20 protein-coding genes are annotated in these 23,237 nt (G+C 62.6%); 3 read left to right on the top strand and 17 right to left on the bottom strand.

From position 1 onward, the window contains the following. Positions 1-22: 22 nt before the first annotated feature. The 3 genes from ACIPQ1_RS06300 to ACIPQ1_RS06290 all read left to right on the top strand — a co-directional run bounded on the left by ACIPQ1_RS06300 (position 23) and on the right by ACIPQ1_RS06290 (position 3,093). Positions 23-844, top strand: coding sequence for an SRPBCC family protein (locus ACIPQ1_RS06300; protein ID WP_446533769.1), 822 nt, complete (start codon positions 23-25; stop codon positions 842-844). Beyond that, a complete protein-coding gene (locus ACIPQ1_RS06295) occupies positions 844-2,016 on the top strand; it encodes a zinc-dependent alcohol dehydrogenase (protein ID WP_411384606.1) in 1,173 nt (390 codons plus the stop codon). The genes ACIPQ1_RS06300 and ACIPQ1_RS06295 overlap by 1 nt, the downstream gene beginning before the upstream one ends. A gap of 297 nt (positions 2,017-2,313) precedes the next feature. Next, positions 2,314-3,093, top strand: coding sequence for a TSUP family transporter (locus ACIPQ1_RS06290; protein ID WP_250964675.1), 780 nt, complete (start codon positions 2,314-2,316; stop codon positions 3,091-3,093). Here ACIPQ1_RS06290 and nudC read toward each other — a convergent pair. The 17 genes from nudC to ACIPQ1_RS06205 form a co-directional block, all read right to left on the bottom strand. Further along, positions 3,061-3,891 (bottom strand): NAD(+) diphosphatase, encoded by an 831-nt coding sequence (gene nudC / locus ACIPQ1_RS06285; protein WP_411384605.1) that lies wholly within the window; start codon positions 3,889-3,891, stop codon positions 3,061-3,063. The two genes, ACIPQ1_RS06290 and nudC, sit on opposite strands and share 33 nt — an antisense overlap. A gap of 6 nt (positions 3,892-3,897) precedes the next feature. Then, entirely contained in the window at positions 3,898-4,710 is an 813-nt protein-coding gene (locus ACIPQ1_RS06280; RefSeq protein WP_411384604.1) for a crotonase/enoyl-CoA hydratase family protein, read from the bottom strand. Between the two features lie 231 nt (positions 4,711-4,941). Further along, positions 4,942-6,423, bottom strand: a complete 1,482-nt coding sequence (locus ACIPQ1_RS06275; RefSeq protein ID WP_446533768.1) for an efflux transporter outer membrane subunit — start codon at positions 6,421-6,423, stop codon at positions 4,942-4,944. Further along, positions 6,420-9,524 (bottom strand): efflux RND transporter permease subunit, encoded by a 3,105-nt coding sequence (locus tag ACIPQ1_RS06270; protein WP_411384602.1) that lies wholly within the window; start codon positions 9,522-9,524, stop codon positions 6,420-6,422. The genes ACIPQ1_RS06275 and ACIPQ1_RS06270 overlap by 4 nt, the downstream gene beginning before the upstream one ends. 151 nt (positions 9,525-9,675) lie before the next feature. Then, entirely contained in the window at positions 9,676-12,771 is a 3,096-nt protein-coding gene (locus ACIPQ1_RS06265) for an MdtB/MuxB family multidrug efflux RND transporter permease subunit (RefSeq protein WP_434706263.1), read from the bottom strand. Further along, entirely contained in the window at positions 12,768-14,084 is a 1,317-nt protein-coding gene (locus ACIPQ1_RS06260; protein WP_446533767.1) for an MdtA/MuxA family multidrug efflux RND transporter periplasmic adaptor subunit, read from the bottom strand. Before ACIPQ1_RS06260 ends, ACIPQ1_RS06265 begins: the two co-directional genes overlap by 4 nt. Before the next feature lie 191 nt (positions 14,085-14,275). Then, on the bottom strand, positions 14,276-14,776 hold the full coding sequence (gene tpx / locus ACIPQ1_RS06255; RefSeq protein ID WP_018602018.1) for a thiol peroxidase: 501 nt from the start codon (positions 14,774-14,776) through the stop codon (positions 14,276-14,278). A gap of 254 nt (positions 14,777-15,030) precedes the next feature. Next, a complete protein-coding gene (locus tag ACIPQ1_RS06250; RefSeq protein WP_446533766.1) occupies positions 15,031-15,702 on the bottom strand; it encodes a DUF3313 domain-containing protein in 672 nt (223 codons plus the stop codon). 119 nt (positions 15,703-15,821) lie between these two features. After that, positions 15,822-16,316 (bottom strand): hypothetical protein, encoded by a 495-nt coding sequence (locus ACIPQ1_RS06245; RefSeq protein ID WP_250965827.1) that lies wholly within the window; start codon positions 16,314-16,316, stop codon positions 15,822-15,824. 97 nt (positions 16,317-16,413) lie between these two features. After that, positions 16,414-16,911 (bottom strand): GNAT family N-acetyltransferase, encoded by a 498-nt coding sequence (locus tag ACIPQ1_RS06240; RefSeq protein ID WP_434570597.1) that lies wholly within the window; start codon positions 16,909-16,911, stop codon positions 16,414-16,416. A 282-nt stretch (positions 16,912-17,193) separates the two neighbouring features. Beyond that, complete coding sequence (locus tag ACIPQ1_RS06235) at positions 17,194-18,174, bottom strand: LysR family transcriptional regulator (RefSeq protein WP_446533765.1); 981 nt, start codon at positions 18,172-18,174, stop codon at positions 17,194-17,196. Between the two features lie 91 nt (positions 18,175-18,265). After that, positions 18,266-19,210: a peptidylprolyl isomerase gene (locus tag ACIPQ1_RS06230; protein ID WP_446533764.1), complete on the bottom strand. Its 945-nt coding sequence runs from the start codon at positions 19,208-19,210 to the stop codon at positions 18,266-18,268. Continuing rightward, a complete protein-coding gene (locus tag ACIPQ1_RS06225; RefSeq protein WP_446533763.1) occupies positions 19,207-19,686 on the bottom strand; it encodes a YbjN domain-containing protein in 480 nt (159 codons plus the stop codon). The genes ACIPQ1_RS06230 and ACIPQ1_RS06225 overlap by 4 nt, the downstream gene beginning before the upstream one ends. Positions 19,687-19,708: 22 nt before the next feature. Further along, positions 19,709-20,356: a DNA repair protein gene (locus ACIPQ1_RS06220; protein ID WP_446533762.1), complete on the bottom strand. Its 648-nt coding sequence runs from the start codon at positions 20,354-20,356 to the stop codon at positions 19,709-19,711. Between the two features lie 15 nt (positions 20,357-20,371). Next, complete coding sequence (locus tag ACIPQ1_RS06215; RefSeq protein WP_411384595.1) at positions 20,372-22,063, bottom strand: putative porin; 1,692 nt, start codon at positions 22,061-22,063, stop codon at positions 20,372-20,374. A gap of 39 nt (positions 22,064-22,102) precedes the next feature. Then, on the bottom strand, positions 22,103-22,807 hold the full coding sequence (locus ACIPQ1_RS06210; protein ID WP_446533761.1) for an energy transducer TonB family protein: 705 nt from the start codon (positions 22,805-22,807) through the stop codon (positions 22,103-22,105). 2 nt (positions 22,808-22,809) lie between these two features. After that, positions 22,810-23,235 (bottom strand): ExbD/TolR family protein, encoded by a 426-nt coding sequence (locus ACIPQ1_RS06205; protein ID WP_003201710.1) that lies wholly within the window; start codon positions 23,233-23,235, stop codon positions 22,810-22,812. Positions 23,236-23,237: the final 2 nt, after the last annotated feature.

The following is a 23,237-nucleotide window of genomic DNA, read 5'->3' as shown; positions in this document are numbered from 1 at the left end:
CCTGGAGAATGAGGAAACCATCATGTCCGAACGACCCCAACTGGTTGCGAGCCGGGCTACGGTGCCGACCCCGTCGCACCCCAATCTCGGCACGCCGGAACGTGCCGTATCGCTACTGGCCGGCACGTTGTTGATCGCTAAAGGCCTACGCCAAGGCGGGCTCCAAGGCTGGCCGCAGGTGCTGCTCGGCGCCTGTGCCGCCTGGCGCGGCTATTCAGGCACATGCAGGATCAAGCACGCGCTGACCCATAGTCCGTTCGAACAAGCCTTTGAACAGGATCGGGACTGGAGCGGCAGCAAAGTGATTTCTCGCAGCATTACCGTGGGCAAACCCAGGGATGAGGTCTTCGCGTTCTGTTGCAACCCGGGCAACCTGGGTGCGCTGGTGCCCTGGGTCGATGCCATCGAACAAACCGGTGAAGGCACTTACCGCTGGATCGCCCACGGCCCGATGGACAAGACCCTGCACTGTGACATCCAACAGGACGAGCCCAAGGACGGTCGCAAGCTGCACTGGACTGCCGGCCCGGAGACACGATTCAAGCATGACATCCAGATGCACTTCAGCGACGCGCCGGCCGGCCGTGGCACGCAGCTAAAGGTCATCGTCGCCTGCCAAGCGCCCCTCGGTGCCGCCGGTTATGCCTTGGCCGCGGCGATTTCCAAGTTTTCGGACAAAGCCTTGTTGCACCTGCTGCGCAGCATCAAGCAACAACTGGAAACCGGCGAGGTGAGCACCAACCGCATGCACGCCGCTGGCACGAAGGATTTCCTGTTCGTTCATCCGGCCACAGAGGCCCCTCACACATCCGCCCACACGCCTTCCACCGGAGGTAACGCCTGATGCGCGCATTGACTTGGCAAGGCCCGAACAAGCTACAAGTTGAAACCGTCGATGATCCGTCCATCCTCAACCCACGCGACGCGATCGTGCGGGTGCAGATGTCGTCGGTGTGCGGGTCAGACCTGCATTTGCTGGGCGGCTATGTGCCGACCATGCAGGCCGGCGACATCATTGGCCATGAATTCATGGGTGAAGTCGTGGAGATCGGCTCGGCCGTCAGGTCTTTCGGCAAAGGCGACCGGGTTGTCACCGTTTCGATCATCGGTTGCGGAGAATGCGAACATTGCAGGCGCTCGGATTTTTCCTGCTGCGACAACTCCAACCCCAATCCCAGCGCAACGGACATCGCTTACGGCCAACCGGCGTGCGGCATCATCGGCTACAGCCATGCGTTTGGCGGTTATGCCGGCAGTCACGCAACCTATATCCGCGTGCCGTTTGCTGACGTCAACCTGTTCAAGATCCCCGAGGGCATCACTGACGAACAGGCAGTATTCGTCTCCGATGCGGTGCCCACTGGTTATTTCGCCGCCGATAACGCCGACATCCAACGGGGCGATACCGTGGCGGTATGGGGTTGCGGCGGGGTCGGGTTGATGGCGATTGCCAGTGCCTATCTGCTGGGGGCCGAACGAGTGATTGCCATCGACCGCCTGCCTGATCGCTTGCAATTGGCGGAAGAAAAGGCCGGTGCCATCGCCCTTAACTATGAAACGACTGACGTGCATGCCGCCTTGCTGGAACTGACCGGTGGTCGGGGCCCGGATCGCTGCATCGACTGCGTGGGCATGGAGGCCCATGGCACAGAGATCGACTATTTCTACGACAAGACCAAGCAAATGATGCGTCTGCACACCGAACGCGGGACGGTGCTGCGCCAGTCGATCCGCGCCTGTCGCAAAGGCGGCACTGTCTCGGTGGTCGGTGTCTATGGCGGCCTGCTGGACAAATTCCCCATGGGGGCCATCGTCAACAAATCCCTGACCCTGCGCTCCGGCCAACAGCCTGGACAGCGTTATGTGGGACGGTTGTTCGAGCACATCCAGAAAGGTGAACTGGACCCGTCCTATCTGCTGACCCATCCGATGGGGCTGGAGCAGTCGGTGGAAGGTTATGCGATGTTCAAGGAGAAGACGCAGAACTGTCTGCGAGCGGTGTTTCGGCCGGAGTGACGATCGAACCTGTGGCGAGGGAGCTTGCTCCCGCTGGCTGTAGGAGCTGGCGAAGCCTGCGATCTTTTGATCTTTCGCTTGAGACTCAACTGGATGGGGGAAGATCGCAGCCTCGTTGCACTCGACAGCTCCTACACAGCTCCTACACGCTCCTACGCGGTTCCTACAGGCCCAGCGGGAGCAAGCTCCCTCGCCACGGGAATGTCACAGGCCTTAGACAGTCGCAGCCCTGCACCATTATGGGTAACATACCGGCCTTCCCGCAGCCCTTCTGCGTCCTGCCAAATAAGCCATTCCATGCCTTTCGAACTCAGCGTTGACCTCACTACCCTCGCTATCCTCGCCGTTGTCGCCTTCATTGCCGGTTTTATCGATGCCATTGCCGGCGGCGGTGGGCTATTGACCACGCCTGCGCTGCTAACTGCGGGTTTGCCGCCCCACCTGGTCCTGGGGACCAACAAGCTCAGCTCGACCTTTGGCTCGGCAACGGCCAGCTTCACGTTCTACAAGCGCAAGTTGTTCCACCCAAGGCAGTGGACTCATGCCCTCGTCGGCACACTGGTCGGCGCCCTGGCCGGCGCCATCGTCGCCCACTACCTGCCAGCCGAGTGGCTGAACAAGATGTTGCCGGTGATCGTCTTCGCCTGCGGCCTGTACCTGTTGTTTGGCGGCACGCCCAAGGCGCCGCTGGACAGCGATGCGCCGATCAAGAAGACGTGGCAGTCGACCCAGGGTTTCAGCCTGGGTTTCTATGACGGCGTGGCCGGGCCGGGTACCGGTGCGTTCTGGACCGTCAGCAGCCTGCTGCTCTACCCCATCGACCTGGTCAAGGCCAGTGGCGTGGCTCGCAGCATGAACTTTGTCAGCAACATCGCGGCGCTGTCGGTGTTCATTTTTTCCGGGCAGGTAGACTGGGTCATCGGCCTGAGCATGGGCCTGTCGGTGATGGTTGGCGCGTTCTTCGGCGCTCGCACCGCCATCAGCGGCGGCGCGAAGTTCATCCGACCGGTGTTCATCACCGTGGTGCTGGGCTTGACCGTGCGCCTAGCCTGGCAGCACTGGTTCAGCGTGGCCTAAGCGCCGCGCCACGTACAGGTCGATCAGGTAGCGGGCGATCGAGCGCGAGGCCGGCAACGGTGGCAGGTCGTGGACGTTGAACCATTGGGCGTCCTCGATCTCATCTTCCTGGGGCACGATGTCGCCGCTGGCATATTCAGCGTGGAAACCGAGCATCATCGAATGGGGAAACGGCCAGCACTGGCTGCCCATGTACTGGATGTTCTTCACCTCGATACTGACTTCTTCACGCACCTCGCGGACCAGGCAATCCTCGGCCGACTCGCCGGGCTCGGCAAAACCCGCCAGGGTGCTGTAGACACCCGTGACGAAACGCGGCGAACGAGCCAGCAGGACTTCATCGCCACGGGTAATCAACACGATCATGCTCGGTGAAATCCGCGGATAGTGACGCAGGTCGCAGGCATCGCAATACATCGCCCGCTCCAGTGGAATCTGGCTCATGGCTTTGCCGCAACTGCCACAGAAGCGATGTTCCCGGGCCCAGGTGCCAATCTGTGCCGCATAACCCAACACCTTGTACAACGTGTGGTCGTCCTCGAGCATGAACGCCCGCAGGCCTTTCCAGTTGCAGCCGGGGATGTCCAGCGGGCTGTGCAATTCCAGCAGGTAGACCGGCTCGCCATCCAGGTGACCGATGCCGTGTTCGGCGAGGATCGACAGGTCCTGGCGCTTGAGCCATTCGCGGGGAAACAGCGCGCCGTTGTCATCGAACAGAAAGCCTTCCGGGCTGCGGGCCACGGCCCAGCCGCCGGGAACGTCGGTGTCGAGTACTGCGGTGGTCCAGCGTGAAATCATGGTCAGTCAATCCAGAAATTCGGGTTTCTGTTTGCTCATATGGGCGGCCATGGCCACGCGCAGGTCGGTCGATTGCAACATGGCGGCGTTCCAGGTGGCGACGTATTCCAGGCCGTCATCGATGCTGTGGTCGCGCATGTAGCTGATCATTGCCTTGGTGCCGGTCACGGCAATCGGCGACTTGGCGGCGATGTCCCGGGCAATGCCCATCACACCGTCGAGCAGCCTGGCGGAGTCGCTGTAGACACGATTGACCAGGCCGATGCTGCGCGCTTCGTCGGCACCAAAAGTGCGCCCCGTATAAGCGAGTTCACGCAGCATGCCGTCCCCGACGATCCTCGGCAAGCGTTGCAATGTGCCAACGTCGGCGGCCATGCCGATATCGATTTCCTTGATGGAAAATTGGGCGTCCTCGGTGGCATAACGCATGTCGCAAGCAGAGATCAGGTCAATGGCACCGCCCAGGCAATAGCCCTGGATGGCCGCGAGCACCGGCTTGCGGCAATTGTCCACGGCATTGAACGAGGCTTGCAGCTGCAGGATCTTGCGCCGCAGCAACCGCGCATTGCGCCCCACGTCCTTGCCCAGTTCGTTGGCCACGCCTGCCAGCATCATCAGGTCGATGCCGGAGGAAAAATGCTTGCCGGCACCGCTGAGCACCACCACCCGCGCTTCATCGGTGTCGTCGATCCATTGGAAGATCTCGATGATCTCGCGCCAGAAGGCAGCGTTCATCGCGTTGATCTTTTCCGGCCGATTGATCTGCACATGGGCGATGTTGTCTGCAAGTTCGACGTTGAACGCTTGGTATTGCGACATGGCAGTGATCCTTTACCGGCTGAAAAGAGGCCTGAACTATAACAAGCCATCGCGATGGGACGTAGGCAGTGCATCGGCCAAAAGCGGGACTGTTTGACAGCCATTAACTCTGTGGCGAGGGAGCTTGCTCCCGCTGGACTGCGTAGCAGTCCCCTATTTTATGAGCGCTGCGCACTCAAGCGGGAGCAAGCTCCCTCGCCACAAAAGCATTTTGCGGCGCTACCCAATCACTCAGGGTTTCTCCTCCGCCTGCAACTGCCCATCCCAGCCCCCGCCCAGCGCCGCAATCAATTGCACACTGGCAATCAAGCGGCTCTGTTGCAGGCTCAGCACGCTGCGTTCGTTGCTCAGCGCCGTGGCCTGGACAGTCACGACGTCGAGGTAGGCGATCAGCCCGGCCCTGTACTGGTTCTGCGTCAGGCGCAGGGATTCCCGGGCGGCGTCCAGGGCTTCCTGGCGCACGCGGGCTTCGTCTTCCAGCACCTTGAGTTGGATCATATAGTTTTCCACCTCCCGCAGGCCGTCGAGCACCGTCTGGCGGTAGGTGGCGACGGTCTGGTCATAGGCCGCGACGGTGCGGTCGACTTCCGCCGAACGCTGGCCGCCATCGAACAATGTCATCGCCAGTTGCGGGCCTACCGACCAGAAGCGGTTCGGCACGCTCACCCAGTTGTCATAGGTACTGCTGCTGTAGCCGCCGCTGAGGCTCAGGGTCAGGTCCGGGTAATACGCGGCCTTGGCGACGCCGATGTTGGCGTTGGCGGCCATCACCGAGCGCTCTGCCGAGGCGATGTCTGGCCGGCGTTCGAGCAGTTGCGAGGGCAGCGCCACCGGGATCTGTGGCAGTGTCGGGATGTCTTGGGTCTCGGCCAGGTTGAATTCGGCCGGTGGCAGGCCGATGAGCACGGCGATGGCATTTTCAAACTGGGCCCGTTGCCAGATCAGGTCGATCAGGTCGCCTTGGGTGGTCTTGAGCTGGTTCTGCGCCTGGGCCACCGCGTCCTTGCCGGACACCCCGGCGCGGTACTGGTTTTCGGTCATTTTCAGGGAGCGCTGGTAGTTGTCGACGGTGGTCTGCAACAAGCGCTTCTGTTCGTCGATCACCCGCAACTGCAAGTAATTCTGCACCAGTTCCGATTGCTGGCTCAGGCGCATCGCCGCCAGGTCGGCGAAACTGGCTTGGGCGCTCGCCTCGTCGGCTTCCAGGGTGCGGCGCAACTTGCCCCACACGTCTGCCTCCCAACTGACACCGGCCTGGGCGCTGTAGGTGTCGCGAATGCCGCTGGACGAACTGCTCAGGCTTGAACTGCTGCTACCGGTGCCCTGGCTGGAGCGCGTCTTGCCAACGGTCAGGTCCACGGTGGGGAAAAAGGCGCCACGGGCATTGCGTACCAATGCCCGGGCCTGCCGGTACTGGGCTTCGGCCTGGGCCACGGTCTGGTTGGATGCGTTGAGCGTGTCCACGAGGCCATTGAGTTGCGCATCGCCGTACAGCTCCCACCAGGCGCCCCGGGCCATCGCATCGCTGGGGTTGGCCTGGCGCCAGCCCTGGGCCTCCTTGTACTGCACCGGGGCGGCCGCCGCGGGACGCTGGTAATCCGGGCCGATGGCGCAGGCGCTGAGCATCGCCACGCACAGCGCCAGGCTCAGCACCCGCGAGCCACGGGCGGTCGCCAGCACGGCGGCAAGATTGAAAGGCGAACGGTCGGTCATAGCGGAGTTTCCAGGGCAGCATCAGTGCGCACGCCACGCCAGCGGTTGAAGCGATGGCGCAGCTTGTCGAGATAAAGGTAAACCACTGGCGTGGTGTAGAGGGTCAGGACCTGGCTGAACACCAGGCCCCCGATGATGGTCAGGCCCAGCGGCTGGCGCATTTCCGAGCCTTCGGCGGCGCCGAGCAGCAACGGCAAGGCGCCAAGGATCGCCGCCAGCGTGGTCATCAGGATCGGTCGCAACCGCAGCAGGCAAGCGCTGCGGATCGACTCCAGCGGCGTCTGCCCGGCACGTTCCAGTTGCAAGGCCAGATCGATCATCAGGATGGCATTTTTCTTCACCACGCCGATCAGCAGGAACAGCCCCAACAACGAGATCAGGCTGAACTCGCTGCCCAGCGCGTAGATCGACAGCAACGCGCCGACCCCGGCCGACGGCAACGTGGACAGGATGGTCAGCGGATGAATGTAGCTTTCATACAGCACCCCCAGCACCAGGTACACCGCAAGCAACGCGCCCAAAATCATGAACGGCTGGCTCTTCTGGGTGGCGGCGAACGCGTCGGCGGTGCCAGCCATTTTCACGATGACATCCTCGGGCATCCCGAGCTTGGCGATCGTCCGCTCGATGGCCGCGGTGCCCTGCTCCACCGTCACGCCTTCGGCCATGTCGAAGGAGATGCCCTCGGAGGCGAACTGGCCTTCATGGCTGACCCGGTCGTCCTCCAGGCTGTTCTCGTAATGGGCAATGGCCGACAACGGCACCCGCGCGCCATCGGCAGTGATCACCTGGACCTGTTCGAGGGTGCTCGGGTCCTGGGCATACTTGGGATTGACCTCCATCACCACCTGGTACTGGTTGAGGCTGTCGTAGATGGTGGAAATCTGTCGTTGGCTGTAGGCGTTGTTGAGCACCGCCGTGACCATGTCCATGTCGATGCCCAGGCGCTTGGCCTGGTCGCGGTCCACCACCAGTGTCACCTGCTGCGCCCCGCCACCGTCGCGGGCGTCGATGGCGGTCAGCTCCGGCAAGGCCCGGAAGGCCGCCACGACCTTGGGGTACCAGGTGCGCAGCGACGCCAGGTCGGCGCTTTGCAGGATGTAGGAATATTGGGAGGTGGTCTGCTCGCGACCGCCACCGAACTGCAGGTCCTGGTCGGCCATCAACATCAATTGCGCACCGGGAACCTTGGGCATGTCCTTACGCAGGCGCTCGATGACCTTTTGCGCGGAAATATTACGTTCCTTGATCGGCTTGAGACGCACCAGCATGAACGCGTTGTTGGTGCCGTTGTTGCCGCCAATGAAGCCGGCAACGCTTTGCACGGCCTCGTCCTTGAGCACGGCGCGGCGGAAGATTTCCATCTTCGGCTGCATCACGCCGAACGACAGCCCATCGTCGCCACGGACAAAACCGATCAGTTGGCCGGTGTCCTGCTGGGGCATGAAGGTCTTCGGCACCACCACATACAACGCGACGTTCACGCCGATGGTCACCAGCAGGCTCAGCAAGGTCAGGCGTCGATGGCGCAGCACCCAGTCCAGGCTGGTGGCGTAACCACGGACCATCCGTTCGTTGATCCCCTGGCTCCAACGCTGCAAGCGGTTTTCCTGCCCGGGCACATGGGGCTTGAGCCAGCGGGCGCAAAGCATCGGCGTGAGGGTCAGCGAGACCACCAGCGACACCACGATGGACGCCGCCAGGGTGATGGAAAATTCACGGAACAGGCTCTCGACGATGCCGCCCATGAACAGGATCGACAGGAACACCGCCACCAGCGAGACGTTCATCGAAAGCAGGGTAAAGCCCACCTCCTCGGCCCCCCGGTACGCCGCCTGCATCGGTGGCACGCCTTCGTCGATGTGCCGGGAAATGTTCTCCAGCACCACGATGGCGTCGTCCACCACCAACCCGGTCGCCAGGATCAACGCCATCAGCGACAGGTTGTTCAGGGAAAAACCGTACAGGTACATCACCGCAAACGTGCCCACCAGGGACACCGGCACCGCCAGGGTCGGGATCAGCGAAGCGCGGAAGTTGCCGAGAAACAGGAACACCACCAGCACCACCAGGGCCACGGCGATCAGCAAGGTCATTTCCGCTTCATGCAGGGTGGCCTTGATCACGGGCGAGCGGTCCATCGCCAGGTTCAGCTTGACGCTGGCCGGCAGCACCGCCTGTAACGCCGGCAGTTGCGCCTTGATCTCGTTGACCGTCTCGATGATGTTGGCGCCTGCCTGGCGGTTGATCACCAGCAATACGGCGGCATCGTCGTTGAAGAAACCGCTGTTGTAACGGTCCTCGACGCTGTCGGTGACTTTCGCCACGTCCTTGAGCCGCAGCACCGAGCCATCCTGGTAACGGATGATTAGCGTTTCGTAGTCCTTGGCCTTTTCCAACTGGTCGTTGGCCTGGACTTGCCACATGCGCCGGTCGTCCTCCACCGAGCCCTTGGGCCGGCGCACGTTGCTGTCGGCAATGGCGGTGCGTACATCGTCCAGGGCGACGCCGTACTGATTGAGCAACTGCGGCTCCAGTTCGATGCGCACCGCCGGCAACGAGCTGCCGCCAATCTGCACCTCACCCACGCCCGACACCTGGGACAGGCTCTGGGACAGGATGGTCGACGCCAAGTCGTAGAGCTGGCCTTTTTCCAACACATCCGAGGTCAGCGACAGCACCATGATCGGCGCCTGGGACGGGTTGACCTTCTTGTAGGTGGGCATGCTGCGCATGCCGCTGGGCAACAGGTTGCGCGAGGCATTGATGGCCGCCTGCACCTCCCGGGCCGCGCCGTTGATGTCGCGGTCCAGGTCGAATTGCAGGATGACCCGCGTGGAGCCCTGGCTGGAACGGCTGCTCATGGTGTTGACCCCGGCGATGGCGCCGAAGGAACGCTCCAGCGGCGTGGCCACCGTCGAAGCCATCACCTCGGGGCTGGCGCCTGGCAGGTTGGCCTGGACCACGATCACCGGGAAATCCATTTGCGGCAGGGGCGAGACCGGCAGCAGGCCGAAGCACACGCCACCGAGCAGCATGATCGCGAAGCTCAGGAGCATGGTCGCTACGGGGCGGCGGATGAAGGGGCCGGAGAGGTTCATCGGCCACAGCCCCTTGCTTCAATGGACAGGCTTTTGTGGCGAGGGAGCTTGCTCCCGCTTGAGTGCGCAGCGCTCACAAAAGGGGCCGCTACGCGCCCCAGCGGGAGCAAGCTCCCTCGCCACAAAAGCCCGCTACATTCCAGGGAAGCGGTCATACCCGCACCTCATCCGCCTCAGGCCTGGCAAACCGACGCCCCAGTCGATCGAAATACAGGTAGATCACCGGCGTCGTGAACAGCGTCAATACCTGGCTCACCAACAACCCACCCACCATCACCAAGCCCAGGGGCTGGCGCAGTTCGGCGCCGGAGCCGGTGGCGAGCATCAGCGGTACGGCACCGAACAACGCCGCCAGGGTGGTCATCAGGATCGGGCGGAAGCGCAGCAACGCCGCCTGGTAGATCGCCGTCTGCGGGTCCATGCCCTGGTTGCGTTCGGCGTCGAGGGCGAAGTCGATCATCATGATCGCGTTTTTCTTGACGATGCCGATCAGCAGGATGATGCCGATGATCGCGATCATGCCCAGGTCATTGCCGCTGAGGATCAACGCCAGCAAGGCGCCGATAGCCGCCGAGGGCAAGGTGGAAAGGATGGTGATCGGGTGGATGTAGCTTTCGTACAACACGCCCAGGACGATGTACATGGTCACCACCGCCGCCAGGATCAGCAGCAAGGTACTCGACAACGACGCCTGGAATGCCTGGGCCGCGCCCTGGAATTCGGTCTGCACCCCCACCGGCATGCCGATGTCCTGCTGGACCTTTTCGATCACCTCCACCGCATGCCCCAGGGCCACCCCCGGTGCGAGGTTGAACGACATCATCACCGCGGGAAACTGACCAATGTGGGCAATCGCCAACTGAGCCTGACGCTCTTCGACCCGGGCCAGGCTCGACAGCCGCACCTGCCCGCCATCGGTGGTCTTGACGTGAATCTGGTCCAGCGCCTGCGGACCGATCCGTTCCCCGGCCTGGGCTTGCAGCACCACGCGGTACTGGCTGGCCTGGGTGTAGATAGTGGAAATCTGCCGCTGGCCGAAGGCGTCATACAGCGCATCGGTGATGTTCGACACCGAGACGCCCAGGCGTGACGCCGCGTCGCGGTCGATCACCAGGTAGACCTGCAGGCCCTTGTCCTGCAAATCGCTGGCGACGTCGGTGAGTTCCGGCTGGCGGCCCAGGGCCTCGACCAGGCGCCCGCTCCAGAGACTGAGCAACTCGGCGTCCGGCGAAGACAGGCTGAACTGGTACTGGGTACGGCTGACCCGGTCTTCGATGGTCAGGTCCTGCACCGGTTGCATGAACAGGCGAATGCCCACCAGCCGGTCCAGTTGTGGCTGCAAACGGGCAATGATTTCGGTGGCGCTGTCATCCCGCTCGCTATGGGGCTTGAGGTTGATCAGCAGGCGCCCGCTGTTGAGCGTGGCGTTGTCGCCGTCCACGCCGATGTAGGACGACAGGCTCTGCACCGCCGGATCGGCGAGGATCACCTTGGCCAGTAGCTGCTGGCGCTCGCTCATGGCGGCAAAGGAGATCGATTGCGGCGCTTCGGAAATGCCCTGGATGACCCCGGTGTCCTGCACCGGGAAAAAGCCCTTGGGCACGGCCAGGTACAGCACCACCGTCAGCACCAGGCTACCCACGGCCACCAGCAGGGTCAGCGGCTGGTGCTTGAGCACCCATTGCAACTTGCGCCCGTAGGCGGCGATCAGCCAGTCGATCCAGGCGCCGCTGGCGCGATAGAAACGGCCCTGCTCTTCTGCCTTGGGCTCGCGCTTGAGCAAGCGAGCACACATCATCGGCGTCAGGGTCAGGGACACCACCAGGGAAATCAGGATCGCCACGGCCAGGGTGATGGCGAATTCGCGGAACAAGCGCCCGACCACGTCGGCCATGAACAACAGCGGGATCAGCACGGCAATCAGCGACAGCGTCAGGGAAATCAGCGTGAAGCCAATCTGCTTCGCGCCCTTGAGCGCAGCCTGCATCGGGCTGTCGCCCTCTTCGATGAAACGGGCGATGTTCTCCAGCATGACGATGGCATCGTCCACCACGAAACCGGTGGCGATGGTCAGGGCCATCAAGGTCAGGTTGTTGATGGAGAAACCGGCCAGGTACATCACGCCGAACGTGCCGATCAACGACAACGGCACGGCCACCGACGGAATGATCGTGGCACTGACGCGACGCAGGAACAGGAACGTCACCATCACCACCAGAGCGATGGCGATCAGCAATTCATGCTGCACATCGGTGACCGAGGCACGGATGGTCTGGGTACGGTCGGTCAGCACAGTGACGTCCAGGCCGGCCGGCAGGTTGTCGGTAATGCTCGGCAGCAGGGCCTTGATCCGGTCCACCACCTCGATGACATTCGCGCCGGGCTGGCGCTGGATGTTCAGCAGCACGGCCTGGTTTTCGTTGGCCCAGGCGGCAAGGCGTTCGTTTTCGGCGCCGTCGACGATCTGCGCCACGTCCTTGAGCCGCAACGGCGCGCCGTTGGCGTAGGCCAGGATCAGTTCGGCGTAGTCCTTGGGCGACGTCAACTGGTCGTTGGCGTCGAGCATCGAGACCCGCGTCGGGCCGTCGAAATTGCCCTTGGGCTGGTTGACGTTGGACGCACCGATCAGCGTGCGCACATCCGCCAGGTTGAGGCCGTTGGCCGCCAGGGCCTCGGGGTTGACCTTGATGCGCACCGCCTGGCGCTGGCCGCCAGCGATGGTGACCATGCCGACGCCACTGATCTGGGCGATTTTCTGCGCCATGCGGGTGTCCACCAAGTCATTGAGCTTGGGCAGCAGCATGGTCTTGGACGTGATCGCCAGCGTCAGCACCGGGGTGTCGGCCGGGTTGACCTTGTTATACACCGGCGGCGCCGGCAGGTCCGTGGGCAGCAGGTTGGTGGCCGCGTTGATGGCGGCCTGCACCTGCTGCTCGGCGACGTCCATGTTGATGTCGAGGTTGAAGCGCAGGGTGATCACCGAGGCGCCGCCGGAACTGGTGGAGGCCATCTGCGTCAGGCCTGGCATCTGCCCGAACTGCCGCTCCAGGGGCGCGGTGACCGCGCTGGTCATCACGTCGGGGCTGGCGCCCGGGTACAGGGTCATCACGCGGATGGTCGGGTAATCGACCTGGGGCAACGCCGACACCGGCAGCAGCCGATAGGCGATCAGGCCGGCCAGGATGATCGCCAGCATGCTCAGGGTGGTGGCGACCGGGCGAAGGATGAACAGCCGCGAGATATTCATGCGCCGCCCTTGTTCGCCTTGTCGGCCGCGGCCGGCTCAATCGGTGCTGCCGCGGACTTGCCCTGCAGGTGCTCGGTGGGCGTGGTGGGCACGTCCTGGCTGTCGTTGACCACTTCCACTTCGCTGCCCTCCTTCAAGCGATCGGTGCCTTCGAGCACCACCCGGTCGCCGGCGGCCAGGCCTTCGGTGACCACGGTGTTGGTGCCGTCGCTGGCGCCGATCTTCAACTGCTTGATGGTGACCTTGTTGTCACCTTCCAGGGCATAGACGAAGGTGCCGTTGGTGCCGAACTGGATGGCGGCCGTCGGCGCCAGGGTCACGCCTTTGAGGGTGTCGGCCAGCAGGTGGACATTGACAAACTGGTTGGGGAACAGCGACTGGTCGCGGTTCTCGTAGCGGGCCTTGAATTTCAGGGTGCCGGTGGTGACGTCGATCTGGTTGTCCAGGCTCTGCAACACGCCACTGGCCTGGCGCTTCACGTCGCCGCGATCCCACGCTTCGACGGGGAGTTTCGCCCCGCTGCGGTAACGGGCGAGCACCGTGTCGAGGTTGTTTTCCGGCAAGGTGAAGACGACGCTGATGGGTTGGGTCTGGGTGATGACCGCCAGGGCGGTGGTGTCGTTGGCCGACACCAGGTTGCCGACGTCCAGTTGACGCAAGCCGACGCGGCCAGTAATCGGTGCGCGGATCTTGGTGAATTCGAGGTTGAGCTTGGCGTCGTTGACGGCCGCCTGATTGGTCTTGACCGTGCCTTGGTACTGGCCCACCAGCGCCGCGGCGGTGTCGAGGGTCTGCTTGGCAATGCTGTCTTCGGCGTACAGGCCGCGATAACGCTCAAGGTCTACCTGGGCATTTTTCAGCTGGGCCTGGTTCTGCAACAGCGTGCCTTCGGCCTGGAGCAAGGCGTTCTGGTACGGGCGTGGATCGATCTCGGCCAGCAAGTCCCCGGCCTTGACCATTTGCCCCTCTTCGAAGGCGATCTTGACCAGTTCGCCACCCACGCGACTGCGCACGTTGATGGTATTGAGGGCCGTGACCGTACCCAGCGCCTTGAAATACAGCGGGAAGTCCCCGGTCGCCACCGGCGCTACCCGCACTGGAATCGGGCCCGTCGCCCCACCGAACCCCGGGCGCATGCTGCCGGAGCGTCCCACATGCCCCGCGGCTGCTTTCTCCCCTGCCCCATTTTTTTCGGCCGAGCCACTGGGCCAGAACTTCCAGGCCAGCGCTGCGATGACCAGCAGGACGAACAAGCCAAACAGCCAGCGACGGGAATTGCGGGAAACAGAGGATTGCATGGAGTGATCAACCATTGGGCGCGTGGGCTTCTTTTACGGGAGGCTGAACGATAAGCACTGGCGGCTATTTAGCAAAGCGCCTTTACCGGCAATTTACCTTGGGCTTACCTTTCGGATAGTCGGCTAACGCCTTGAAGCACAAAAGAAAACGGCCTGGGCAAGGCCAGGCCGTTAACAATTGTAATAAATACTTTATTTCAATCCACTTATTTCAGGACAGCCAGGGCCGCGTCGTAGTTCGGCTCTTCCGCGATTTCCTTGACCAGCTCGCTGTGCAGCACGGTGTCGTTTTCGTCCAACACCACCACGGCACGGGCGGTCAGGCCTTTCAGTGGGCCGTCGGCAATCGCCACGCCGTAGTCCTGGATGAATTCGGCACCGCGCAGGGTCGACAGGTTCTGGACGTTTTCCAGGCCTTCAGCGCCGCAGAAACGCGCCTGGGCAAATGGCAGGTCGGCGGAGATGCACAGCACCACGGTGTTGTTCAGCTCGTTGGCCTGGGCGTTGAACTTGCGCACGGAGGTGGCGCAGGTCGGCGTGTCGACGCTTGGGAAAATGTTCAGCACTTTGCGCTTGCCGGCGAAGTCCTTCAGGGAAACGTCCGACAGATTGCCGGCAACCAGGGAAAAGGCTGGCGCCTTGGAACCGGCTTGTGGCAACTGGCCGTTGACTTGGACCGGGTTGCCTTTGAGAGTGACTTGAGCCATGAACGGATTCCTTCTGACAGGTTTGAAAATGGTGAGGCCGGAGTTAACCACGAAATGCTTCTGCCCGGACATAAAAAGACGTGGTGCCGACACCTGCGTAGGAGCTGGCGAAGCCTTCGATCTTTTGATCTTTTGATCTTTTGATCTTTCGCTTGAGATTCAAGTGTCTGGGGAAAGATCGCAGCCTCGTTGCACTCGACAGCTCCTACGCTTCTACGCTTCTACGCTTCTACGCTCCTACGTGCCCCTACATGTTATTTGGCTTTGAGTTTCAGGAATGACTGATGCAGATCCGACGCCCAGCCATCGATGACGCCTTTGACGTCATCGGGCTTCATGACCTGGGACTCGTTGGACAGCGGCTTGCCGGTGCCTTTGCGCACGACTTGGGCGACCACCGCGTGAGTGCCACCGTCGAGGAAAACCGCTTCGGTGCCCAAGGTGGTTTCCTGGTCGCGAATACCACTGGCGGTGCTGACAGCCGCCGCCACCAGCGCAATCGGGATCACCTCATAAGGTTTCAAGCCTTCGGTCTTGCTGCTGACAGCCGTGATCGCCGCGCGCACCACGAGAACACCCGGCCCCGGAGCGGTCGCCAGGGGCAAGGATTTTTCCGCTTCCCGCTTGAGGGCCTGATCGTAGTATGCGGTGATACCCGACAGCGTGACCTGGGGGATTTTCACGGTCGGCTGCGGCTTGGGGTAAAGCTGCGTCGGCTCGATGTAGAGATGGGTATACTTGCCCGGATCAATCTTCGGATCGATCCAACGCATGACCACGGCCCCCGACGGTGACTTCTCTTCCTTGAGCCGGCTGTAATCGCCTAGGAATCCGGAATACTCATCCGGCTGGGTCACTTTGCTCGAGCAACCCGCCACGGCGAGCGAGGCGATGCAAACACAGCCGATCATGGACGAAAACTTCATGTTGTCACTCCTGTAAGCCACACGAGGCGGGGCCGGAACTACAGGTATAGCCAATGGGCGGTTTTTTGCCTGTCCCGCAAGGAAGAAGGCTATGGCGATAACGTTCCTCGCCTATGCCCTCAGCCCCGATCACGTGGTATCAAGCTCTGTAATTGTTGTGCGAGAAAGTCTGCGTCGAAAGCGAACGTGTCAGCGTCCTTCAGTCCATTGGTCCGCCGCCATTGCCATTGCACCGATGGCGGCTGGCAAACCAGGGAGATACTCCCGTGACGGGTCGAGGCCAGGCCGATGATCGACAAGGAAACCAAGCCGCCCACACCCATCACTTCAGGCACGAACTCCACCGGCTTACCGGTAATGGTCAAGATCAGTTTTTCAGTCTTGAAACCAGACGTCTCTATCGGAACGCTCGGCCCGTGAGCCACATACGTCTCACGGTTCAGCGTCAAAAGGCCGGGCGCCACGACGGGCGCCAACCATTGTTCGATTTGTCCGTACAACACCTTGATCTGTTCTGACCAAACCAGTGATTGAGCCTGGTGCTGTTGCTTCTTGTGCGCTTCGCTGTCTGCGTAGTGACGAAGCATCTCGCCCAATTGCCGTATATCGTCCATGGGCCGTTCCTCGATTAGGGAGTGCTGCGAGGCTGGATGATGACAGGTCCAGAACGTCGGCGTACGTAAAAGCCACTTTGCCTGCGTGGTCGATCCTTCAGCGCAGCCGCGCCATGGCCAGTGTGTCCACCCAGCGACCGTCACGCACGGCATAGTCGCGCAACAGGCCTTCGGTTTCGAAGCCGAACTTGCGATACAGCCCGATGGCCGCTTCGTTATCGGCGTACACCGTCAGCTCGACTCGCCGCAGGTTCATCCAGTTGTCCGCGACATCCAGCGCGGCAGCCAGCAACATCGAACCCACGCCCTTGCCCTGCCAGGCGACGGCCACGCCCATGCCGAGGCTGCCGCAGTGAGCCCGACGCACCCGTGTGAACTGCTCCAGCCCCAGGTTGCCGATGACTTCCCCCTCGTGCAGGGCCACCAGTTTCAACAGGCGCTCGTCATCCATCGCCAGGCGCTTGCGCCAGACTTCGGCGGACTGGAAAGGCATCTGCAGTACCTGGCGCGTCACCGCCGGGTCGTTGTAGAGCGCGGTGACGCCGGGGATATGAACTTCAGTGAAGCGTTCGAGGGTGATCGAAGAATCGGACATGGGGCTCCTTCCTGGAGGCGCGACAAGGCCAAGCACTATAAGCCGCGTCAGTCTGCCGAGGGAACCTGTGGGCCAATTGTTGTGATGCCAGATGTGCCGGCCTCATCGCGAGCAAGCTCGCTCCCACCCTGGACCTTCAGTGAGGATAAATCTTGTGTCCGGTACGCGACTCATTGTGGGAGCGAGCTTGCTCGCGATGAGGCCCTTTCAGCCAGCATTGATTTTGAATGAACAACCGCTATCGCGAGCAGGCTCGCTCCCACAAGGTTACTGTGATGCCAGTCAGGCCTGGAACCAATCCCGGCGCTCATCCAGTGCGTGTTGGATCAGCTCACGCAGCATCTGCACCTCTGGCGAGCCTTCGGCCTGGGCATTGACGGCCATCCACAAATGCCGCTGCATGGGCAGGCCGAACACGTCAGGCAGCGCCACCAGGCCTCGGTCGAAGCGGCTCATGTACTGTGGCAAAAGGCCGATGCAGGCGCTGCAGCGAATCATTTCCAGCATCAGTTCGTAGGATTGCACCTGTACCACACCGGCCCGGCGCTGTTCTATCAGGGCGTTCCACGGTGCGAAATCGTCCACGTGCCGATCCGCCTGCCATTGCACCAGCATGTAGTCATTCAGGTCGTCCAGGCAGTCCGGGCGCGTGGCCGGTCGTGAGTAACGCTTGGCGATGTGCGGTAGATAATCCAACCGCGCCAGTCGATCCGTGGGCAATGTGGCGAAGCTCGGCCCCGGCGCCGACGCGTGGGCATCACTCAACCACAGCACCAGGTCGGCGCTGACGGCTTGCAGCGCCAGTTCACTGTCCAGGGTGATGATCTGCAATCGCACGCTGGCGTTGCGCCGCAACAACGAAATCAGGTCACGCCCAAGGATGTCATGCAGAATCGACTCGGCCACGGCCAGGCGAATCAAGGGCTGATCGTTCAGCGGCGGCGAGTTTTCATGGGCCAGGCCGATCAATCGCGCCTGCAACTGCCGGCCTTCGCGACTGAGGGTCAAGGCGCTGCCCTGGAAGCTGAACAATGATCGTTGCAGCCGCCCCTCCAACTGCGCCAATTGCTTGCGCAGCCAGGTCGCCTTGACGTTAAGGCTGCGGGCCGCTTGCATGAAGCAGCCGCAACGGGCACTGACCAGGAAACACTGCGCCACCTGCGGCTCGATATCGCCGGCAATGGCCAGCCAAGGGTCGGGGGCACGCAACGGTGTGCGGTATGGGCTGACAGCCTGGCGTCCTGCGGGCTCGATGAAGGTCATGGGTGACTCCCTGTCGGTGATACGAATACATGAGGCTGCGCGGGGTCTTCGGCCAGGCAAGCTCCCTCGCCACGGGTGGGTATGGACTCCACTAGAGCCCCTCCTCCAACACCTTGCTCAACTGCGCGCCATCGATGCTCAACGTCGCCGTGTCGAGCATGCCGTCCAAGTACGCCTTGGCGATCTGCTCCTGGCGTTCGGCGCGCAGGGCCTGGGTCAGGCGTTCGCGGACTTCGTCCAGGGTCACTTCCCGGGCCGGTTGCTGTTCGGTGAGTTTGATGACATGGAAGCCCGCCGGGCTCTGCACCGGGTCCGACACCGCGCCGACTTTCAAGCGCGCCACTGCCTCACGCACAGGGGGAACCAGTTGCTGCAACGGCTGATAACCACTGTCCCCGCCCCGTTCGGCACTGGTGCGGTCCTGGGAAAAACGACTGGCCAGGGCGCCGAATTCGGCCGGCGACGCCTGGGCCTTCTTGCTCAGTTCCAGCGCTTGTCGGCGCACCGCCTCCACGGTCTGCGGCTCGGTGGCTGCCAGGAAAATCTGGCTGACGCGGTACAGCGCCGGCGCCGTCCAGTTGGTTTTCCCTGCGTCGTAGGCCTGCTTCAACTCGTCTTCACTGGGGTAGCCGGCCGGCACCTGGCTAACCGACTGCAAGTAGTCCCGAAACACGATCTGCTCAGCCGCCGCTCGGGTCTGGCGCTCCACCTCGGGGCGCTGGCGCCAGCCCTGGGCATCGGCCTGTTCCAACACGGCTTTTTCCGCCAGGCGCGCACGGATCCAGCCTTCCAGCGCAGCCCGATTGCCACGCATTTGCTGGCGAACCTCGGGAGCCAGCGCAGCCAGCAAAGCCTTGAGTTCGTCGGGGCTGACCTGCTGGTTGCCCAAGCGGGCCAGACTCGGCGTGTCGGCCGAAACAACACTGGCGGTCTGCACCGCGGCGACCGGATCGCTTCCCGGCCTCAGGCCCAGCACCAGCGCCACGGCGATCAGGCCCAGCGCCGCGGCGCTGATGACGAAGGTCGGCTTTTTCACGATGCAACGGCCTCCTCCAACGGCGCCTGGACGGGCTCGGCCGGGGTTTGCACCCCCGCCGCGTTCTGGCTGTATTCCCGCAGGAAGACAATGAACTCCTGCAACAGGCGGTCCCACAGTTCCAAGTGGCTGCGCAGATGATCGGCGTTCACGCCCGCCGCGACGACCACGTCCATTTCCATCACCAGGAATTCGCCCTGCAGCGACAACCGGGCAAAGCGCCGCGACGCGTTCCACCGTTCAGCCAGCCCGGCCGGCAATTCGCCCTGCACCCGCAAGGCACAGCTGAAGGTGAAGTCCAGGTATTCGCCCGGCGTCGCTGCCGGATTGCCGAATCGCACGGCAAAGCCGATGCCCTGGCTGGCGCTGAGCAACTGCACAATACCGTTCTGCTCGGTTTCGTTGACCCGGTAACCGGCGGCCTGCAACAACTCGGTAAGGGATTTTGCGCCGACGTATTCAATCATTGCGGTCATGTTCGGTTCTTCCTTGTGCTGTTCAGTGAGTGATCGAGGCCTGGGGCGCATCGAAACGGTTCTTGTAGAGATCATCGCCAAACCCTTGGGCCAGCTCTTCGAAACGCACCCGGGCCTTGGCGGCGAACGGCTGGCGGATCTTCACGATGTCGGTCACATCGATGGTTTCGTAGGCATGCAGCAGCGTCTTGGCGACTTCGTACATCTGCTGATTCTTGACCGAACATTGCTGCACTTGTGTGTCACGCTCGGTCAATTGCCCTTCCAGACGGGCGCGCTCGGCCTCTTTGCCACGGGCCAGGACCAGCAGTTCTTCATAGGCCTTCTTGAACTTGCCAACTTGCTCGTTGCTGGCCACCACCTGGGCCTGGGCCTGGCTCTGCAGGCTTTGCTGGTGCCCGGCCAGTTGTTCGGTGAGGGCCTGGGCCTTGCTCAGTTGCGCGGTCAATTGCTTGATCTGCGCCTGGGCGTCCTTGGCCTGATTCTCAGCAGCCTGGCGGGCAGCGCTGGCCTGGGCCTGCTCGCTCTGCAGGGCTTGCAACTGCGCGGTAGTGCTGCGCAATTGTGCCCGCAGGCGCTCTTCCAGGCCTTCGCCATGAGCCATGCCGCTGAGCACTAGGCCCAGCATCAGCAACGCGGCCGGGCATTGATAATTGGCTCGCCTTTTCATGAGGCCTCCCAGCGCTTAGAAGCGCGTGTTGATTTCAAGCTGCAATACATCGATGTCGTACGGCGCGCCGTACACCGCTTCGGAACTCAACCAGCGGCCGGTGGCAAAGACGTTGCTTGCCAGGCCATAGTTGCCGCCCAGGAAATACCCCTTGGCATTGGTGCCCCCCAGATGGAATGACGAATCGTTGAAGCCGTCCGGCAAGGCGTCCGGCTGGATGTACTTGTAGCCGGCGAACAGGTTCCAGTCGCCCTCGCGCTTGAGTTCCAGGGAGTTGCCAAGGGTGAACTGGAGCATCCAGGCGTTGGCGCCGCTTTCCACCTCGCCGTTTTCGTCCAGGTTGTTGGCGAACTGCCCTTCGGAGCGCTTGCGCATCTCGCCTTCGTCGTAGCCCAGGTTGTGGACGTAGTGGGCCTGGCTGCGCAGCTTGAGGTCTTCAGGCAAATCGGTGTCCCAGGCGACGTTCAGGTCCAGCAGGTTGAACTCCGAGGCCAGGCCGACGTATTGCGGCTGCGGCGTGGCGGACGGGTTGAGCGGATTGGGCGTGATGTCGCGTAGCAGGAACACGGTGTTGCCCTTCTGCATGAACGCCACCCGCGAACCGTCGCTGTCGCAGCCTGGATCACCGGCCCAGGGCTCGCACGGCGAGGAACGCTGGCCTTCGATGTCGTCGAAGCGGTAATAGGCCATGGCCCCCTTGATCCGGTTGCTGTCGTTGATGGCCCAGTTGGCCCCCAGTTGCGCACCGTACAGCCACTTGTTGTCGCTCTCTTCCTTGTCGCTGCCATTGCTGGTGCTGGTGTCGTTGGTGTACTCCACCGGGAACGCCCCGACAGTACCGAACACGCCCCAATCCTGATTGAGCTTGTGGTTGAAATTCGCCGCCACGCCATCGAAGTTCAGGTCACCGGAATACAGCAGGTCGGTGGAGAAAAACGGGTTGGCGAAACGCCCGCCGGTCAGGGTCAATTCGTCCGACGGTTTCCAGTTCAGGTAGCCCTGGTCGAGCCAGATGTCTTTCTTGCCAAAGCCGCCGCCCAGGGTCTGGGTGGTGGACACCGGGTTGTTGTCCGAGCCGGTGCCGATGCGGATGCCCGCCGTCCATTGCGGGGCAATCACGGCCTTCATGCCCAGGCGGGCGCGCAGGCGGAACAGGTTTTCCCGGTCTTCGCGGGTGTTGAGCAACGGCGGCAGGCTGGAGCTGCTGTTGGGATTGACGTCGTAAGGCCCTCTGTCATTGAGTCGGGCAAAGTCGACGATCTCGTTGCTGTTGGTGCCCGAGTAATAGCGCGACTCATCCCGCAGGCGAATGTCGCCATCGAAACTGATGCGCGAGACCCAATCCGGGAAAGTGTTGGGCTGAGCCCAGTTTTCCTGCTTGGCGGTGGCCATGACTTCAGCCTTGACCTGGTCGCGGATCTGCTCGCGGACGATGTTCGGCACGTATTGCACCCGCACATCCCCCGGCGCACCGGCCGGGGTTGCGACAACTGCCGTAGCCGCCTGGCGGGCCTGCACGGCTTCCCGTTCGGCCTGGGCGATCAGGCCATCGGCCTGGTCCTGCTTCAGCACGCCCTGCTGCACCAGCAGGCGGATCAGATTGATCGTGGCGTTTTCCGACGGCGCCGAGGCGGCGGCCGCTTGTCCAGCCAGGCTCAAGACCACCAGGCCGATTGCCCACGACAATCGATTCACATTGGAAATCATCTGCACACAACTCCTGTTGGCAAACTGTCAAATAGTCGGTTAACCCGGCCGCCGTCCCTGCAAGGACAGGCGCACGGGCAAGGTCAGGGAGGCCGGCGGCCGCTCGGTCAAATGGGGTGCGGCACGCAGGGCGGAAATCACTTGCTCGTCCACCTGCGGGTTGCCGCTGGACTTGACCAGCTCGACCCGGGTGATTTCGCCCACGGCACTGAGCCAGACATCGGCCTGCAGCGAGAACGCCAGGCTGCGCAAGTCGGGGTTTTCCCGCAGCAAGCGCTGGAAGGTGAACGCCAGGAACTGGCTGTAGGTGCCATTGCCCAGACGGCCGCCCCCTGCCCCGGCCATGCCGCCGCCCTTGCCGGCGCCGATGTTGAAAGCGTCGTTGCCGGACTGGGCATCGCCGTCCATCTGCATCGGGTTCGCCAGGTCATCGACCGGCGACGGCGGCGCTTCTTCTTCGGGCTTGACCTCTTCAGGTTCCGGGGTCGGTTCGGGCTCGACCACCTTCTCCTCGACTTGGGGCTCCGGTTCCTTGGGTTTTTCCGGCGGCGGCGGGGGCGGCGGGGGCAGCGGGATGATGGTCGGCACCTTCGGTGCTTCGCGGCGCACGCCACTCATGTCGTTGGCCCACTGCCACAGCAACCAGGCCGCCACAGCGCCCAACAGCAGGCCGGCGGCCCACTTGAGCAGACGCAACGGCGCGGTCTTCACCGGGGGCGGATCGATGGGAAGTCTGGCGGTCATGATCAGCCCTGGCTCGGTTTGCCGGTCACGAGACCGACCTGGGACAGTTCCAGGCGCCGCAACAGGTCCAGCACTTCAATGACTTTCTGGTACTGCACCGTCGCGTCGCCGCGCACGATCACCGGGAAGTCCGGGCTCTGGGCCTTTTCGATGCGCAGGCGCTCTTCCAGCTCGGCCAGGGTCACCGGATAGGCATCGAGGAACACCTGGCCGCCATCGTTCACCGAAATCGCCTTGGTCTTGGCTTCGGACAACGACACCGAGGCGCTGGCCTTGGGCAGGTTGATCTGGATACCCGACACTTGGGCCGTGGCCGTGAGGATGAACATCACCAGCACCACCATGAGCACATCCACCAGCGGCGTGATGTTGATGCTGTCGACGGCCGCATCATCGTCGTCATCGTGTGAAGCGTTTACGCTAGCCATGG

It is taken from the genome of Pseudomonas sp. LARHCG127 (genome assembly GCF_052871455.1).
This window is presented reverse-complemented; position numbering and strand designations above follow the sequence as displayed.